At 49.8% G+C, this 16,139-nt stretch carries 21 protein-coding genes; 9 read left to right on the plus strand and 12 right to left on the minus strand.

Features of this window, described 5'->3' with window-relative positions; genetic code table 11:
• Positions 1-259 precede the first annotated feature (259 nt).
• Positions 260-868: a TetR/AcrR family transcriptional regulator gene (locus KHQ09_RS09450; RefSeq protein ID WP_213597893.1), complete on the plus strand. Its 609-nt coding sequence runs from the start codon at positions 260-262 to the stop codon at positions 866-868.
• Positions 865-1,797 (plus strand): DMT family transporter, encoded by a 933-nt coding sequence (locus KHQ09_RS09455; protein WP_213597894.1) that lies wholly within the window; start codon positions 865-867, stop codon positions 1,795-1,797. Before KHQ09_RS09450 ends, KHQ09_RS09455 begins: the two co-directional genes overlap by 4 nt.
• A gap of 5 nt (positions 1,798-1,802) precedes the next feature.
• On the opposite strand, the gene KHQ09_RS09460 is transcribed toward KHQ09_RS09455, so the two are convergent.
• The gene (locus tag KHQ09_RS09460; RefSeq protein WP_213597896.1) at positions 1,803-2,483 is read right to left on the minus strand and encodes a helix-turn-helix transcriptional regulator; all 681 of its coding nucleotides are present in this window, start codon (positions 2,481-2,483) and stop codon (positions 1,803-1,805) included.
• An 80-nt stretch (positions 2,484-2,563) separates the two neighbouring features.
• Here KHQ09_RS09460 and KHQ09_RS09465 point away from each other — a divergent pair, with 80 nt between their 5' ends.
• Positions 2,564-2,887: a hypothetical protein gene (locus tag KHQ09_RS09465; RefSeq protein WP_213597898.1), complete on the plus strand. Its 324-nt coding sequence runs from the start codon at positions 2,564-2,566 to the stop codon at positions 2,885-2,887.
• A gap of 36 nt (positions 2,888-2,923) precedes the next feature.
• On the opposite strand, the gene KHQ09_RS09470 is transcribed toward KHQ09_RS09465, so the two are convergent.
• The 3 genes from KHQ09_RS09470 to KHQ09_RS09480 are packed head-to-tail and all read right to left on the minus strand — an operon-like array spanning position 2,924 to position 4,767.
• Positions 2,924-3,205, minus strand: coding sequence for a DUF2283 domain-containing protein (locus tag KHQ09_RS09470; RefSeq protein WP_213597900.1), 282 nt, complete (start codon positions 3,203-3,205; stop codon positions 2,924-2,926).
• Complete coding sequence (locus KHQ09_RS09475) at positions 3,186-3,644, minus strand: GFA family protein (RefSeq protein WP_022711781.1); 459 nt, start codon at positions 3,642-3,644, stop codon at positions 3,186-3,188. Before KHQ09_RS09475 ends, KHQ09_RS09470 begins: the two co-directional genes overlap by 20 nt.
• Positions 3,645-3,699: 55 nt before the next feature.
• On the minus strand, positions 3,700-4,767 hold the full coding sequence (locus tag KHQ09_RS09480) for a D-alanine--D-alanine ligase family protein (RefSeq protein ID WP_213597902.1): 1,068 nt from the start codon (positions 4,765-4,767) through the stop codon (positions 3,700-3,702).
• 186 nt (positions 4,768-4,953) lie between these two features.
• Between KHQ09_RS09480 and KHQ09_RS09485 the strand changes: the two genes are divergently transcribed.
• A complete protein-coding gene (locus KHQ09_RS09485) occupies positions 4,954-5,307 on the plus strand; it encodes a cupin domain-containing protein (protein WP_213597904.1) in 354 nt (117 codons plus the stop codon).
• A gap of 139 nt (positions 5,308-5,446) precedes the next feature.
• On the opposite strand, the gene KHQ09_RS09490 is transcribed toward KHQ09_RS09485, so the two are convergent.
• The gene (locus KHQ09_RS09490) at positions 5,447-6,271 is read right to left on the minus strand and encodes a methyltransferase domain-containing protein (protein WP_213597906.1); all 825 of its coding nucleotides are present in this window, start codon (positions 6,269-6,271) and stop codon (positions 5,447-5,449) included.
• A gap of 113 nt (positions 6,272-6,384) precedes the next feature.
• Here KHQ09_RS09490 and KHQ09_RS09495 point away from each other — a divergent pair, with 113 nt between their 5' ends.
• Positions 6,385-6,576 (plus strand): CsbD family protein, encoded by a 192-nt coding sequence (locus KHQ09_RS09495; protein WP_213597908.1) that lies wholly within the window; start codon positions 6,385-6,387, stop codon positions 6,574-6,576.
• Between the two features lie 75 nt (positions 6,577-6,651).
• Here the strand turns inward: KHQ09_RS09495 and KHQ09_RS09500 are convergent, their stop codons facing one another.
• Positions 6,652-7,641 carry a bile acid:sodium symporter family protein gene (locus tag KHQ09_RS09500; RefSeq protein ID WP_213597910.1) on the minus strand — a complete coding sequence of 330 codons (990 nt, stop codon included), beginning with the start codon at positions 7,639-7,641 and terminating at the stop codon, positions 6,652-6,654.
• Positions 7,642-7,787: 146 nt separating this feature from the next.
• Positions 7,788-8,798: a UDP-glucose 4-epimerase GalE gene (gene galE / locus KHQ09_RS09505; RefSeq protein WP_022711787.1), complete on the minus strand. Its 1,011-nt coding sequence runs from the start codon at positions 8,796-8,798 to the stop codon at positions 7,788-7,790.
• A 123-nt stretch (positions 8,799-8,921) separates the two neighbouring features.
• On the opposite strand from galE, the gene mazG reads away from it, so the two are divergent.
• Positions 8,922-9,746 (plus strand): nucleoside triphosphate pyrophosphohydrolase, encoded by an 825-nt coding sequence (gene mazG, locus KHQ09_RS09510; protein WP_213597912.1) that lies wholly within the window; start codon positions 8,922-8,924, stop codon positions 9,744-9,746.
• A 41-nt stretch (positions 9,747-9,787) separates the two neighbouring features.
• On the opposite strand, the gene KHQ09_RS09515 is transcribed toward mazG, so the two are convergent.
• Both KHQ09_RS09515 and KHQ09_RS09520 read right to left on the minus strand, forming a co-directional pair.
• A complete protein-coding gene (locus KHQ09_RS09515) occupies positions 9,788-10,393 on the minus strand; it encodes a flavin reductase family protein (RefSeq protein WP_213597914.1) in 606 nt (201 codons plus the stop codon).
• Between the two features lie 35 nt (positions 10,394-10,428).
• Positions 10,429-11,022 carry a nitroreductase family protein gene (locus KHQ09_RS09520; protein WP_213597916.1) on the minus strand — a complete coding sequence of 198 codons (594 nt, stop codon included), beginning with the start codon at positions 11,020-11,022 and terminating at the stop codon, positions 10,429-10,431.
• 371 nt (positions 11,023-11,393) lie between these two features.
• Between KHQ09_RS09520 and KHQ09_RS09525 the strand changes: the two genes are divergently transcribed.
• Positions 11,394-12,362 carry a hypothetical protein gene (locus tag KHQ09_RS09525; RefSeq protein WP_370627133.1) on the plus strand — a complete coding sequence of 323 codons (969 nt, stop codon included), beginning with the start codon at positions 11,394-11,396 and terminating at the stop codon, positions 12,360-12,362.
• A 21-nt stretch (positions 12,363-12,383) separates the two neighbouring features.
• The gene (locus tag KHQ09_RS09530; protein ID WP_213597919.1) at positions 12,384-12,764 is read left to right on the plus strand and encodes a hypothetical protein; all 381 of its coding nucleotides are present in this window, start codon (positions 12,384-12,386) and stop codon (positions 12,762-12,764) included.
• Between the two features lie 75 nt (positions 12,765-12,839).
• Here the strand turns inward: KHQ09_RS09530 and KHQ09_RS09535 are convergent, their stop codons facing one another.
• The 3 genes from KHQ09_RS09535 to KHQ09_RS09545 form a co-directional block, all read right to left on the minus strand.
• A complete protein-coding gene (locus KHQ09_RS09535) occupies positions 12,840-13,616 on the minus strand; it encodes an amino acid ABC transporter ATP-binding protein (protein WP_151159372.1) in 777 nt (258 codons plus the stop codon).
• The gene (locus KHQ09_RS09540; protein ID WP_213597921.1) at positions 13,616-14,296 is read right to left on the minus strand and encodes an amino acid ABC transporter permease; all 681 of its coding nucleotides are present in this window, start codon (positions 14,294-14,296) and stop codon (positions 13,616-13,618) included. The genes KHQ09_RS09535 and KHQ09_RS09540 overlap by 1 nt, the downstream gene beginning before the upstream one ends.
• Before the next feature lie 133 nt (positions 14,297-14,429).
• Positions 14,430-15,221, minus strand: a complete 792-nt coding sequence (locus KHQ09_RS09545; RefSeq protein WP_213597923.1) for an amino acid ABC transporter substrate-binding protein — start codon at positions 15,219-15,221, stop codon at positions 14,430-14,432.
• Positions 15,222-15,663: 442 nt separating this feature from the next.
• Between KHQ09_RS09545 and KHQ09_RS09550 the strand changes: the two genes are divergently transcribed.
• Positions 15,664-16,098 carry an NUDIX hydrolase gene (locus tag KHQ09_RS09550; RefSeq protein ID WP_213597925.1) on the plus strand — a complete coding sequence of 145 codons (435 nt, stop codon included), beginning with the start codon at positions 15,664-15,666 and terminating at the stop codon, positions 16,096-16,098.
• The last annotated feature ends 41 nt before the right edge of the window (positions 16,099-16,139 follow it).

Genomic DNA, 16,139 nt, shown 5'->3' on the forward strand with positions numbered 1-16,139 from the left:
ATAATGATATCAAACCGTTCATTCCGGCAGATGCAAATCTCCCTGCAACGCGCAGATTGCACGCTGTTTGCTGTCAGTCAGAGATTATAATTATACCGGCTTAAGCCCCGCCAAGTGTTCTCATTATTATGTCTTGTTGATGAATGATACGCTTAAATAGCTGTTTTTAAATGAATACTCCGTTCACAAATATATTACCGCTTGTCTGCTGAAAATTAATTATGTAGACTGACCTACCTAATTATTGAAAAGAGAAATTATGTCTGCCTCTGCAAAGCCGTCCAAAGCTCAATCTGTGCGTGATCGCCTGCTCGATGCGGCGGGTATCCTGTTTTATAATTACGGGATCAACGCAACCGGCATTGATATGATTACCGCAAAAGCAGGCGTGGCCAAAATGAGCCTGTATAATAATTTCGCATCAAAATCAGAGCTGGTCGCCGCCTTTATTGAGCTGAGGCATCAGGAATGGCTAGATTTATATGCTGCGCGTTTAGCCCCTGCCGCCAGTCCGAAAGAGCGGGTTATGGCCGTGTTTGATGCCTACAGAGACCACGCTGAATATGATTATGAGAACGGTTTTCGCGGCTGCGGCTTGTTGAATGCTGCGGCTGAACTCACCGTAGGCGATAAGGGCAGGGAGGCTGTACGCCGCCATAAGGAAGAGGTGGAGTATTTCCTTATTCAGCACCTGCAGGAATGGCGCACTCAAACAGGTGAAGCATTGACAACGGAGCAGGTGGAAACGACCGCAGAACATCTGGCATTTCTGCTGGAAGGCTCATTCTCCCGCGCCGGTCTTGAAGGCGATAGTAAGCGTGTTCAACATGCAAGACGTCTTGCAGAAAGTATTTTGGCCGGTTTATGAGCAATGTATCAGTTATCAAAACGGATAGTGCAGGGCTTGGCATTGTCTGCGTTTTAATCGCGTCTTTCCTGTGGGGCACAACCGGCACTGCCGCAACTTTTGCACCCGAAGTCGGGCCCATGGCCATCGGCGCGGTTGCCATGGGAGTAGGCGGGCTTTTGCAAGCCCTGCTCGCTTTACGGGCTTTGAAACGCGATTACAGCAAGTTACAGCAACAATGGCTTCTCGTCTTGTTCGGCGCGGTTTCTGTGGCTGTCTATCCGCTGGCCTTTTACTCGTCAATGTATCTGGCGGGTGTCACAGTCGGCACGGTTGTCACGATCGGTTCCGCACCGTTATTTTCCGCGCTGATTGAATGGGTGATTGATCGTAAAACCCTGAGCAGGCAATGGATATTCGGCGCCGCTCTCGGGCTTTCCGGCATTGTTCTGCTTTGCTTCTTCGGTGGCGGCGACCATCAATCAACATCTGTTACATTTTCTGCAGGAGCGACCACCGCAGGCGTATTGCTGGGACTTGTCGGCGGATTGACCTATGCCCTTTACGCATGGGCGGCACACCGGCTGATGTGTAAAGGCATTTCCTCAAAAGCAGCGATGGGATCGATTTTCGGAGCAGGCGGCCTGTTGCTGATGCCGGTATTGCTGCTGACCGGCGGGGCATTGCTGGCCTCATGGAATAATGCGCTTGTCGGCGCCTATATGGCTGTCATACCGATGTTTACCGGCTATGTCTTATTTGGTTATGCGCTGGCGCGTATTTCCGTCAGTACCGCAACAACAATAACACTCACAGAACCTGTGATTGCCGCTTTGCTGGCCGTTGTAATCGTTGGTGAAAACCTATCGCTGCTCGGATGGCTCGGCGCTTTGCTGGTAATATCCTGCCTTGTTATTCTCTCTGCTCCGAAGAAAGAGCAGGCGCGGTAAATTCGTCAGGCAAGCGTTTTGAGATAGTCTTCAAAACGCTTGCCTTTTTCATCCCGGAATACTCTGTCTGCAAGCTGAATGGCTTCAATACGATCAGCGCGCAAATTACGGAAATCCATGCGGCTCTCACACCAGACAGTCAGAAGCCAGACTTGCTCAAACATCGTCAGGCCAAGCGGGCGAACGCTTCGCTGACTGCGTTTATTCTCCAAGTCGCAATAGGTAATATTTAATACGGTTTTATCGCGTAAAGCAGTGCGCAAGACTGTAAGATGTCCGGACGCCTTGTCACTCTGAGAGCTTTGGCTTGCAACAGCACGTAATGGCAGGCGCGTATAGGCTTCACCTTTATCGCAACCAATAGCAACACTGATTTTGGCCGAGACACGACGGGCAGCTGCAGCCAGTGCTTCATCACCGCGGGAAGCGATCAGGCGGGTTCCGAGCATCAAAGCATCCAGTTCATCAGGATCGAAATGAAGAGGGGGCAGAAAATACCCCTTCTCCAGCTGATAGCCAATGCCGGCCTCACCGCGCAAGGGCGCTCCCATAGCCTGCAAAGTCACCATATCGCGATAGATTGTGCGGACTGAAACCTGCAATTCCTGTGCCAGCATTTCTGCTGAAACCGGCTCTGTTCGGCCTCGTAAATGATCGAGGAGTGCAAAAAGGCGAAGTGTGCGCATGGCGTATCTATAAAGCATCCTGACAGAAACTGTCAGGAGAAATTTTGTATGCAACGCTCCTCAAACAAGGAGTTAATGCAATGCAATCAGTTAAAAACCAGACGTCCCTTCAGGCAAAAATATCCGGACTTGAATTGGGGCGTTTCCGTCTTAAAAACGGTGTCAATGAAGCGGATATGCACACTGCCTATGAATTGATGATTGCAAGCCATTTGTCCGAACAGAATGGCTGGTGCAACCAGCATCTGGTAAAGCTTGGCGATGGTGTTTTTCTTGATATTGCTTTTGCGCTGACTGAGGATCATGCAAAGGCAATTTGTGCAAGCTGGCGCAATCAACCGGTTTGCGATGCTTTTCTGGCACTGATTGAGCCTGAGAGTATGGAATTCGGAACAATTTTATAGAAATTTGTCCGGTTTCAACAATCTCCGGTGAACAGATCAGGATTGCGATAATGCAAGCAAATATGCAGGTAATTTCTTGCTGGCCTGCAATATCTCGATCCCGGTCAACCGCCCGTCGCTATTGAAATCCAGATTGATTTCCCCGTCCGTTTCGTGCGGGTCACAGCAATATGTAAAGCCGAAGGCTGTTTCATCTTCATCTGATTTGAGCTGAATATAAGCGGCATCAGCGGCCGCATCGTAAGTCAACTTCATGATCGCATCCTGATGGGATAAAGTTTCACACAAACGGGCTGTTTCACTCCATTTGCCGTGCAAATTCACCCATCAGCTTTTCATAATCTTCCAAAGGCGGAAAAGCTTCATAGTGATAAAGTGCCGGTGTCTGTGCCCAGGACAGCTTCTCCTTTGTCATGGTCTCCACGAAAGGTACAAACCAGCTATGGTCATCAAACAGCGATGGCCGGACATTGACGAAAGCATCAACACCTTCAATGCGTGTGAACATCCATGTCATGCAATAGGCGCAGAAATAATGGTGCTGTTGCGGGCCATGCAGGCCACCGATCACCGGCTTACCTTCCGTAACTTTAAAGCCGGAAGAGGGGATCATCGCCGTCAACGAAAACGCACTGCTGCTCATTGTCTGACAGCCTGTGCAATGACAGGCCGCAGTCATGATTGGTGCGGCACTGACCTCAATCCTGACTTTTCCGCAGCGGCATTGCCCGCTGAAGGGGAGTTGCGGTGTTTTCATCATTGATATCCTTATAAAACAGGCATTTCATTGATTTAATAAGTCATATTCTTCATCAACTGCCGCGTTTCAGACCATGAGCTATGAGCCGGTCGAGAATCTGAGCATAGCTGACGCCACTCACAGCCATTACTTTCGAATACATACTGATATCGGTAAAGCCCGGAATCGTATTAATTTCGTTGAGTATGATACGCATATCATCCGTCACAAAGAAATCCACGCGCGCCATTGCATCGCAGCCGGTAGCACGGAATGCTTTTTTCGCCATCTCACGGATCTGCGTTTCAACGGATGCGGGTAAGTCGGCCGGCACTTTTAAAGCCGCACCGTTCTCGTCCGTATATTTCGCATCATAACTGTAAAAACCATGGCTTTCAGCCGGTGTGATCTCGCCACAACGGGAAACGAAAAGCGTACCGTCGGCATCCTCAAGCACAGCACATTCAATCTCGCGGCCACGGATAAATTCCTCTGCAAGAAGCTTATTATCGTGCCGGAAACCTTCATCCAGCGCCAGCCTGTAATCTGCCGGCGTTGCAACCTTATTGACGCCCACGGATGAGCCTTGCCGTGCAGGCTTCACGAAAAAGGGCAGGCCGAGCGCATTCTTGACAGCTTCAAACTCCGGTACATTTCCCGAATGGAGCGTCACAGCATGGGCAACAGGAACTGCAGCCTCTCGGTTAACACGTTTGGTCATGTCCTTATCGAGCGCAACGGCAGAACCGAGAATACCACAGCCGATCAGCGGAACGCAGGCAACTTCAGCCAATCCCTGTACCGCACCGTCTTCGCCATGAAGACCGTGCAAAACAGGAAATAAAGCATCAATTTTTGACAACTCATGAAGCTCTTTTTGTGAATCAATACCGATAACCCGTCCGTAACCGCCGGAAACAAGGCAAATTTCAGTACCGGAGGAGGGCTTCGCCAATTGTCCCTGCTCATAGGCGCTGAGCAACCATTGTCCTTCGCGGGTCACAAAGATCGGTACGGCCTCGTATTTATCGGCATCCAGCGCCTGCATCACATTGGTAGCGGAAAGCACAGAAACATCATGCTCCGGCGAGCGGCCGCCAAACAGCACAGCAATACGCAATTTATTTTGTTTTCCGGTCATGACACCATCCGTAATATCAATATTTTCAATAAGATGCGGGAGATAATGAATATCGTTTTTCAGCCGGATCATTTTCCGGAAATCCGGCCATATTAAGTTTCAAAGATGCACAATCTTGGAAGCGGCGGCTTTTGAGTTTTTATGGTAAATAAAGACTGCATTCAGAATGAGGTTGAGGTGAACCACATGCAAAAACAAGCAGCAATTCTCGAGCGTACAGAATGGGCTGAAAAGCCTGATGTCTGGCACGGAGAGTTTGAAGGAAAGCGTTTTGGCACGAATGTATCAGTGATGTTTTATACGACCGAGCATATCGGGCACGGACCAAGGCTGCACAAACATCCTTATGATGAGATCTTTATCATACGTCAGGGCCGCGCTTTGTTCACAGTCGGTGACCGGCAGTTTGAGGCTGTAGCGGGACAGATCATCTTCGGACCAGCCAACATTCCGCATAAATATGTCAATCTCGGCCCACATAGTCTGGAGATGACGGATATTCATGTCACCGACAAGTTCGAACAGGAAAATCTGGACTGATCCGAGAGGGTCAGGCGGCTCACTGCCAATCGTCAAAGCCACACATTCAAATCACATAAGATAGATTATGGAACTAGATGCTATATAAAGGAACGGCAGATGTTATATCTGCCGTTCTGTAATCCTTGGATTTTAAGGCTTAAACCTTACGGGCAATATATAAATGGCCAGGAACCGGCTTGCCTTGTTCGCTGCGCACAGTGATATTCGTCACGCGCAGCATTTTAATGCCATGGCTCAGCAGCAGCTTTTCAACATAATCCCGTTTATGCGCAAAACGCTGATGCGGCCCGACGGTATAATCACGACCGGCAAAATCCTTGTCCGCCAGCGTTTCGCTTGAAAATGCGAAAATACCGTTGCGGTTCAAATTCAGCGGGATTTTCGAGAAAAACGACTCCAGCTCACCCATATATGGCAGCACATCCGTAGCGATAATAATGTCCCATGCCGGTGCGGTTGTCTGGTCAAGGAAATTCACAACTTCGCCGACATAAAGCGCATTATAATCGCCTTTTTCATCCGCAATCGCGATCATATTTTCAGCGATATCAACGCCGGTGCGATGCTCGGTCATTTCAAACAAGGCATCAGCACCAAGACCGGTGCCGCAGCCCAGATCGAGCATACGGGCATAATGCGCATCAGGATCAATTTCTTCCAGCTGGTCGGCCAGCTGCAGCGGCACATCATAACCCAGCTCGTCTACGAGGATCGTGTCAAACATCTCTGCATGCTGATCGAACAAAGTGGCGACATAGGCCGGAGGCGCGCTCACAGGCACAGCGCCTCGTCCCATACTGGCCAGTCTTACAGCAGCACCGCCATGGTCTGCCGGATCAATCTCCAGCGCCTTTTGATAGGCTTTTGCAGCACCGTCAAAATCACCGGATTTTTCCAGTTTCAGCGCTTCATTATAGGCTTGTTCCAGCGCGTCTTCATCAAATATCGGCGTCTCAGACATGTTTTATAACTTTCTGTATTTAGGAATACGCTGCACAAATACCGGAACTGTTGCGCTGCTTATACGTTGATCCGGTGAAGTCATTTCACATCACACCCTCAAGGGAGATTATCATGAACAGCACAACAGATAAAATCAAAGGCCTTGCTAACGAAGCCGCCGGTAATGTCAAGCAGGCAGTTGGCAAGGCTACCGGTTCTGCAAAACTCGAGGCAGAGGGTCGTGCACAGGAACTGAAAGGTGAAGCCCAGCAAGCTAAAGGCAAAGCCAAAGATACAATCAAAAAATTCGCTGATAAAGCTTAATGGCTACGCATAAATTATCAAGATATATCATAAACTTAAAGAGAAGAGGGTGATGCACCCTCTTCTCTTGTACTGTCAAAGTCCCTGCTCTGCCTGACTGCTTTCAAGCGCATCCGCCTGTGCCGCATATCTTCTGGCAAGCACGGCACAAGCCATCAGCTGTATCTGATGAAAAATCATCAGTGGTAGTACAATTCCGCCCACCATCGCAGCCGGAAAGATCACGCTGGCCATTGGTGCGCCGCTCGCGAGGCTCTTTTTAGACCCGCAGAAAATGATTGTAATCCGGTCAGCACGCGAAAAGCCGAGCATTTTAGCAATGAAACCGGTGAACCACAGAATGAAGGCCAGCAGGCCGATATTCACGGCAATCATAATCGCCAGATCATGACCGGAAACTTCCGTCCACAATCCCTGCACCATCGCTTCACTGAAAGCGAGATAAACAACCATCACGATAGAGCCGCGATCAACAAGCCCCAGCGCTTTATTATGACGGCGTATAAAATGTCCGATCCACTGTTGCAAAATCTGTCCGGCAACAAAAGGAACCAGCAATTGCAGCAGGATGGACTCTAATGCATCAAGCGAAATGCCCGCCTCACCCTGTGTTGTGAACAGCAATCCGACCAGCAGCGGTGTCAGAAACATTCCGAGAATATTGGATGCGGAAGCGGAAACGATCGCAGCAGGTACATTGCCTTTGGCGATGGAGGTGAACGCGATGGATGACTGAACAGTTGATGGCAGAACGCAGAGAAACAGAATTCCCGCATAAAATGCCGAATTTGCGAAACCCGGAATAGCCCAGCCAAGCGAAAGCCCGATCAGCGGAAATACAACAAAAGTGACCGCCAATACGATGAGATGCAGCCGCCAGTGCACAATGCCCTGCACAACGGCTTGCTGCGATAATCTTGCCCCATGCAAGAAGAACAGCAATCCGATTGCAAATTTTGTCGCCAGTCCGAACCAGTAAGCAGCCTCACCTTTGACGGGTAAGAGTGAGGCGACCAGAATTGCCAGAATGAGAGTCGAGATAAATTTATCGGGAAGAAAACGCATATATCCAAACTCATTTCTGTATTCTGAATCTGATGTAATCAATTAAAATAATGACATATATCATTATAATTAAATGATTTTATGACAGATATAATTGTTGCTTTGCACCATCAGCGTGATGCAAAGCAAATATCTTTCAGGCAATCTTAATCCGCATATCCGTTCGGATTTTTTGACTGCCAGTTCCACATATCTGCGCACATTTCACGCAGAGTTTTCTTGGCACTCCAGCCAAGCAGTTCTTTGGCATGAGCAGGGTCCGCATAGCAGGATGCAACATCACCGGGACGGCGCGGTGCAATTTCATAGCGAATCTGCTGATTGGAAACATGCTCAAAGGCTTTAATAACATCGAGCACGCTATAGCCCTCGCCTGTGCCGAGATTGATAGCCATGCATTTTGGCTCATCCAGCTTTGCAAGTGCTCTGAGATGCCCTTCGGCAAGATCGGTCACATGGATATAATCGCGCACGCCGGTGCCGTCCGGTGTCGGATAATCATTACCCCAGATGCTCAGTTTTTCACGGCGGCCGGTGGCAACCTGCGCAATAATCGGCATCAGATTATTCGGAATGCCCTTCGGATCCTCACCGATCAGCCCGCTTTCATGGGCGCCGACGGGATTGAAATAACGCAGAATGGCAATGCTCCACTCAGGATCACTATTATAGAGATCGCGCAGCATTTCCTCGATCATCAGCTTGGTGCGGCCGTAAGGGTTGGTCGCGGATAATGGATGGTTTTCATCCAGCGGCAGATGCTGCGGATCACCATAAACAGTGGCTGAGGAAGAAAAGACCAGCTTTTTCACGCCGGTACTGCGCATGGCCTGCAGCAGGCGCAAAGTGCCGAGCATATTGCAGTCATAATAATAAAGCGGCTTCTGGGTTGATTCACCAACAGCTTTCAAACCGGCAAAATGGATCACCGATGTGCATTGATAGGTCTGAATGACTTTCTGGAGAAACTCACGGTCACGGATATCGCCGGTTTCGCGCTTCGGCATTCTTCCGGTGATCTGTTCGATACGTTGAAAAACTTCCGGATGGCTGTTGTCGAAATTATCAACCACGACCACATCATGGCCGGTTTCAAGCAGGCGAACGCAAGTATGCGAGCCAATATAGCCGGCACCGCCGGTTACCAGAATTGTCATTCGTCTCTCGCTGATTTGTTTACAGACGGTTTTCTTGTGCCCGATTTTATGGCACCAGTAGGTTTAAATTGCCATATCATAAACCGGAATTATTTCCGGTCGCTGTTCAGACAGGAACCAGACATGCAGCCTTCCCGCGATATTCAGACCCTTTTAGACATTATGGTGGCGCTGCGTGATCCTGAAACCGGCTGCCCGTGGGATGTGGAGCAGGATTTCAGCACTATCGCGCCTTACACGCTTGAAGAAGCCTATGAAGTCATTGATGCCATTGAGCGCGATGATATGGACGACCTGCGTGAAGAACTTGGTGATCTGCTGCTGCAGGTGGTGTTCCATTCCCGTATTTCCGAAGAAAAAGGTGGTTTTGATTTTGGTCATGTTGTGGAAGCTGTGACCAACAAAATGATCCGTCGCCATCCGCATGTCTTTGGCGATGACGAGGCGCGCTCGGCTGGTATGGCCAAAGGGTCATGGAACCGTATCAAACAGATCGAAAAAGATGAGCGCATTGCCCGCCGCACTGCGCTTGGTCTTGAAACAACTGAGAAAAAAGGCTTTCTCGATGACGTGCCTACTTATCTGCCTTCATTGGTCGGCGCGCTGAAATATCAGCAGAAAGCGGCACGCGTCGGTTTTGACTGGGCGGAAGCAGCGCCTATTCTGGATAAGGTTGCGGAAGAAACGCAGGAACTGCGTCAGGCGATGGACAATCAGGACAAGGCCAATATTGCAGAAGAATATGGTGACCTGCTCTTCGCCATGGTCAATCTCGGGCGCCATCTTGAACTGGAACCGGAAATGGCGCTGCGCGCAGCCAATGAGAAATTCAAACGCCGCTTTCACTTCATTGAAGACGAACTGAACAGTAACAGTCATTCGCTGGAAGCAGCCACTCTCGATGAGATGGAAGCACTCTGGAATAAAGCGAAACAGGCCGGAAAGTAAGATTTACAATTCTCCGGCCTGCCCCCAGATTATGGAACAGATTATTCGCCCCATTTGGGGCGGAACATCTGATAAACCGTGTCGGTTGTGGCGAAATCCATATAGCCAAGACGGGTTACCGGTCTGGATTTGCTGATATCAATCAGACCATCGGTGAGAATAGCCTCATCAATATGCACACCGACCACCTCGCCGATCACCATATAGGAATCCGTCGGCTGGCCATCCCTGCCCTGTAACTGCCGAATATCCACGGCAACGCATTCCAGCGATGCATAGGCCTCCGCCACACGCGGCGCAGCAATCTGCTCACAGGTAGCAGCAGTCAGCCCCGCATAGTCGAACTCGCTGGCACCGCGCGGCGCATTGACGGATGTTGCATTCATCTGTTTTGCCAGATGCTCACCGACCATATTAGCCGTAAATTCCCGTGTTTCCTCAATGAAAGCCACACTGTCCTTGTAGCCTGATGAACTGAACATCAGCAAAGGCGGCGTATCGCAGACAATGTTGAAAAAGGAATAGGGGGCGAGGTTCAAAGCCCCCTCTTTCGAGCGCGTGCCGATCCAGCCGATCGGACGCGGCGCAACAATGGCCTTGAGCGGATTATGCGGCAGGCCATGGCCGTTTTGCGGTTCATAAAACATCAAATTACTCTGCTTTTCCGTTCCGGCAATCCGGTTCAGCCCTGATATGGCCCGCTATAGTCAGAAACAATTGCCTGCAAATCAGGGCGCGGACGATCAGGTACCGAAGCTTTAGGCGTACCCAAATGCACAAAACCGGCTACTTTTTCATAGGGCGCAACACCGAGCAGGCGCTTGCCCTCCTCATCATCGGAATACCAGTTGGTAATCCAGTTGCTGCCATAGCCCAGCGCATTGGCAGCATTACAAAGCTGCATCGCCGCAGCTCCCGATGACAGGAACTGCTCCCATTCAGGAATACGGTCTGTATCACGCGGACTGCAGATAATTCCGATAACAAGCGGCGCACGGGAGAAGCGTTTCAGCTCTTTCTCACGATGGCTGTCGTTAAATTCTTCATTCTGCTGCTGCGCGCGCTGTGCTGCACGCTCTGCCAGCATTTCACCGATCTGGATGCGGGCATCGTCGCGATAAATGATAAAGCGCCACGGATTGAGCTTACCGTGATCCGGCACGCGGGAGGCAATGGTCAGGATCTGCGCCAGTTCATCAGCCGATGGTGCAGGCTCAATCAGGCCGACAATCGGTGTGGAGCTGCGGGTTTTCAAAAAATCAATGAGATCTGACACGTTACTTCCTGCCTGTTCTGTTCGATTCCGTCATTATGACCGTCTTTATTGCCAATTCTGCTCTGCAATGACAGAGTGCATATGCAGTAATATGTGTTTATAATGCAAACGGGCGATATTTTGCTGGGCGCAGCCTTGAAAATGCCTTTACACTGCGGTCAAACAATAAAGACTTGAGACTTTGAAATTCAAATGAGTACCGGCTTATGAAATTCAGCCCTGTTCTGCACGCCAGAAACTTATCAGCCAATAACACACGGCGTGTAAAGCAATGCCGCAATCTCTGCGCTTTTGCATTGGTTTCGACGGGTCTGATGATCGGTGGTTCAGCGTTAGCTCAGGAACTGCCTCAACCGCAGGATGGTTTCTCCATGCGCGTTGTGCCGGGCGCACAATTCGACAAGCTGCAATTACCGAAAATTTCAGTGCCTGAAGGCGGAACACCGGACAACACACCGCCGACCGGTGCAATTATGTCGCCGGCAGCTCCGGCAGCAGGCATCACACCTTACGCTGATCCGCGCAGCCTGCAGAACTCACCGCTGGCCAATCAGAATGAGTTGCTGCTGGAAGCACAGCTGACAGCGGACGGCCCTGCCCTGAGTCAGGGGCTGGTATGGCGCGTATTCTCGCCGGAACCGAATGGTGAGGACAAGCTGCCGCTGATTGCAACAGCAACAGGCGGCACTGCCAGCTTTTCACTGCCGGAAGGCAGCTATCTCGTCCATGTCAGCTTTGGCCGCGCCGGAGCCACCAAGCGCATTACCGTGCGCAATGCCAGCCGTCATGAAAAGCTGATCCTTGATGCAGGCGGTCTGAAGCTCAGTGCCAAACTGCCGGACGGCAAGGAAATTTCTGACAAGTTCCTGCGCTTCTCGATTTATGAAAATGACGATGAAGGCAATGAGCGCTCGCTGATCGTGCCGAATATCAAACCGGATACGGTGGTGCGCCTCAATAGCGGCACCTATCACGTGGTCTCCAATTACGGCAATGCCAATGCCGTAATCCGTGCCGAGATTGTGGTCAGCGCCGGTAAACTGACGGAGGCAACTGTTGAGCATAATGCGGCGGAAGTTACTCTGAAATTGCTGCGCGATGTCGGTGGGGAAGCGCTTGCCGATACATCATGGAATATCGTCAATACCAATGGTGATATCGTCTATGAAAGCGTCAGCGCCTATGCATCGCTGGTGCTTGCATCCGGTGATTATATCGCTGTGGCCAAAAACAAAGACCGCCTCTATCAGCGTGAATTTACCGTGGAATCCGGTAAAAACGAAGATGTTGACGTATTTGCCAAAGCCGAGAACGAAGTCGACAGCGATCAGGTTGATTAAAAAGGTCGGAGCTAAACGACAATGCCGGATTATGATGATAATCTCGTTATAAATTGCGCTACATGGTTCGAAGTTGAGGCTGCAATTCATAAGGTTGCTATTCAAAATCCCACTGTTGAACAAAATACTCTTGAAAACGCGTTGCAATTCGTAAAATTTGCCACAGAGCGATACCAAGTTCCAAATGAAATATGTTTGGGTTACTGGCCGACAATTCGCATTATATGGTTATATTCAATACCATCGATAGAAATTGAAGTTTTCGATATCCGCTATGAATACTATGCATTTGAGGACAAATGGACTGATATTCAGGAATTTGAAATCATGCCGGATACTTTTCCGGAAACACTCAAACTGCTTCTAGATAAGACTATATCTCATTCAAATGAATTTAAATAATCCTGCAATCATTTGATTGCAGGATTATTATTTATATCAATATATTACACTATATTTTTAATGTTTTGAACAAATTCAAATACCCGCGCCCTGACTGAAACCCTGACCTTCATGGGTCAGCGTATTCACGAAGCGGCGGGTACGCTCTTCCTTCGGTGAGCGGAAGATTGCCTGCGCGGTGCCGCGCTCAACAATCACACCATTATCGATAAACAGCACATCCTCGGCAATTCTTGATGCCAGCCGAAGATCGTGGGTCACCATAATCATTGTGGTGCCTTCTTTGGCAAGCTGCGCCAGAACATCCACCACTTCACCGGACAATTCCGGATCGAGTGCAGAAGTCGGCTCGTCGCAGAGCAGAATTTTAGGCGACGGAGCCAATGCACGGGCAATCGCCACACGCTGTTGCTGACCACCGGAGAGGGTTGCAGGCCATGCATCAGCCTTCTGCGACAGGCCTACCTTTTCAAGCAGCTGCTTTGCCCGTTCCCTCGCCTTTTCCTTCGGCCATTTCTGAACCGTGATCAGACCTTCAGTGATGTTCTCGGTGACTGTACGATGCGGAAACAGCTGAAAATTCTGAAAGACCATGCCGGAATGACGGCGGATCAGGTGAATTTCTTTCTGGCTGACTTTGCGTTCAGGAGAAAAACTCAGCCTGTCGCCCGCAATTTCAATATCGCCGGAAGTCGGCACTTCCAGCAGATTGAGACAGCGCAGCAGCGTACTTTTACCGGCACCGGACGGCCCGATAAAGGCTGTCACACTGCCCTCGGCAATCGACAGGGATATATTGTCGAGCACGGTATGGTCGCCGAATTTTTTTACGATATTTTTGAGTTCGATCATCATGAACGGACCTCCAGAAAGCCGCCATAACGCTTCAGACGTGCTTCCAGACGGGTTTGCAGATAAGACAGCACAGAGCTGAGTGCCAGATAAAGCAGCGCGGCCTCGACATAAAGGATCAGCGGCTCATAGGTAACCGCAACGATACGCTGCGCCACCTGAAACATTTCAGGCACGGTAATTGCCGCGGCCAGAGACGTGTCCTTAACCAGAGAAATGAAGCTGTTGGAGAGCGGCGGCACGGCATTAGGTGCAGCTTGCGGCAGGATCGTGCGGCGCATCGCCTGCCCCCAGCTCATGCCTGTTGCATAGGCTGCTTCCCACTGTCCTTTCGGCACAGCGACAATCACACCGCGGAAAATTTCAGAGGAATAAGCACCGATGCTTAAGGTAAAGCCGATCAAAGCGGCTGGAAATGCATCCAGCGTGACACCAAGGCTCGGCAACCCGTAAAAGATCAGGAACAGCTGCACCAGCAGCGGTGTGCCGCGGATCAGCCAGACATAAAAATTGACGATTGCTGCAACGGGACGCGGTGCGAACAATCGGGTCAGAGCCACAAAAAGACCGAGTGTTGTGCCGAACAGAAATGACAATAATGTCAGCGGAATAGTGAAAACCAGAGCTGCCCACAACAGCGGCCCCAAAGATTCAAGCATAAGCGATAAAACGTCAGACATTGAATGCGTCCCCGTCATAATTGTTTCCCCTCAGACGGAATTGCTGAGGCTGAAAATGGTTCCTGCCCCGTTGCCTGCGCAACGGAAAACCGGCGATAATATATCGCCGGCATCAAAGTTCCGGGAGGATAACTTATTTAGAGACGTCTGCGCCGAAATATTTTTCGGAGATTTTGGCATAAGTGCCGTCGGTTTTGATCTGCTCAAGCGCTTTGTTGATTTCGGCAAGCAGATCTTCCTCGCCTTTGCGCAACAACACGCCGGAACGGTCAGCATTTTCAAGTTCGGCAGCGACTTCCAGCGGCACATCAGGCTTCTGCTTTTTGAAGTCGAGGAAGGACAGACTGGCATTCACGGTTGCTTCCGCACGGCCGCTCAGCACCAGCTGAACTGACTGGTCAAAGCCGTCATTGGCAACAATTTCCGCACCATATTCACGGGCAATTTTACCATAGTTGCTGCTCAGCGATTGTGCGGCTTTGCGGCCCTTCAGGTCTTCAAATTTCTTGATATCCGTATTGCCGGTTTTCACAATCAGCACGGCTTTTGAAGCAATATAAGGCTCGGAGAAATTATATTTCTTCTGGCGCTCCGGCGTGATGCCAACCTGATTGATCACTGCATCATAGCGGTTTGCATCAAGACCGGCGATCAGGCCGTCCCATTTGCCTTCAAGGAATTTGGCTTCAACGCCGAGACGCTTGGCAATTTCCTGACCGATTTCCACGTCAAAACCGACCAGCTTGCCGTCTTTGTCATGATAGGTGAACGGCGCGTAAGTGCCTTCTGTACCGATCTTGAGAACGCCCTCTGCTTTGATGCGATCCAGAGCAGCATCAGCAAAAGACTGGCTGGTCATAACGCCCGAAGCCAGAACGGCTGACTGCAACACACCAACTGCAACAATAGACTTAAACCAGCTCATATACCTTGTCCTTTTAAACGCAACCTTTTCACTGAAAAGGTTATTCTCATATTATAAAGCTTTCCGGGCGGAGCTGCTGTGTTGCAGTCCGTGTTGCGAATAAGATGTCACGGCCACTCAAACCATCACAGATATAATTCCACGTCCTGCAATTTATTATGCAAAAATAAATTCCTAATTTTGTCCTATTGTAGAATTTTATACCAATCAGAATCTTCAGGCTGACAGAATGAAAAAACACATTCTACAGAAACGCTTATTCTACCCACTGATTTTCTGAATAATGCATGAGCCGGTGTTTTGTTGCCTGATAGACGAAGATTTTTGCTCAAATCAGACTATATTGCAGAAAATCATTCATCCAGGCTTCATATTTGCGTCGCTATAAGAAGCTGTCGCTTGTCTGAAGTTCCTTTTAACACTGCCCTCAGGAATTTTTCTCATGTCCGCAGAAACTACCCCGACAAACCGTATCCGCATTGCAGCTGCAATTCTGATGGCACCGGACAACCGGATTTTGCTGGTACGCAAGGCGGGCACAACCGCATTCATGCAGGCAGGCGGTAAGATTGAAAACGGAGAAACACCGGTCGCAGCATTGCAGCGTGAGCTTAGTGAAGAACTGGGACTGACGGTTAATCAGGATCAGGCGCATTATCTCGGGGCTTTCTCGGCACCGGCCGCAAATGAACCGGGCTATACGGTTGAAGCTGAGGTGTTTCGCATTGCCCTCACCCAGCCGGTCGCCAAGGCCGCAGAAATTGAAGAAATTGTCTGGGTTGATCCGCTGCAAAAAGTGGAACTGCCGCTGGCACCTTTGACGAAGAATTATTTGCTGCCGCTATGCAAGGAATTTATGCCTGTCGCAAAACTATAACCAGATTGCCTGCTTTTAGCCTAAAAACATCCGTAATTCAT

Source organism: Pseudochrobactrum algeriensis (assembly GCF_018436245.1).
GTDB classification, from domain to species: domain Bacteria; phylum Pseudomonadota; class Alphaproteobacteria; order Rhizobiales; family Rhizobiaceae; genus Pseudochrobactrum; species Pseudochrobactrum saccharolyticum.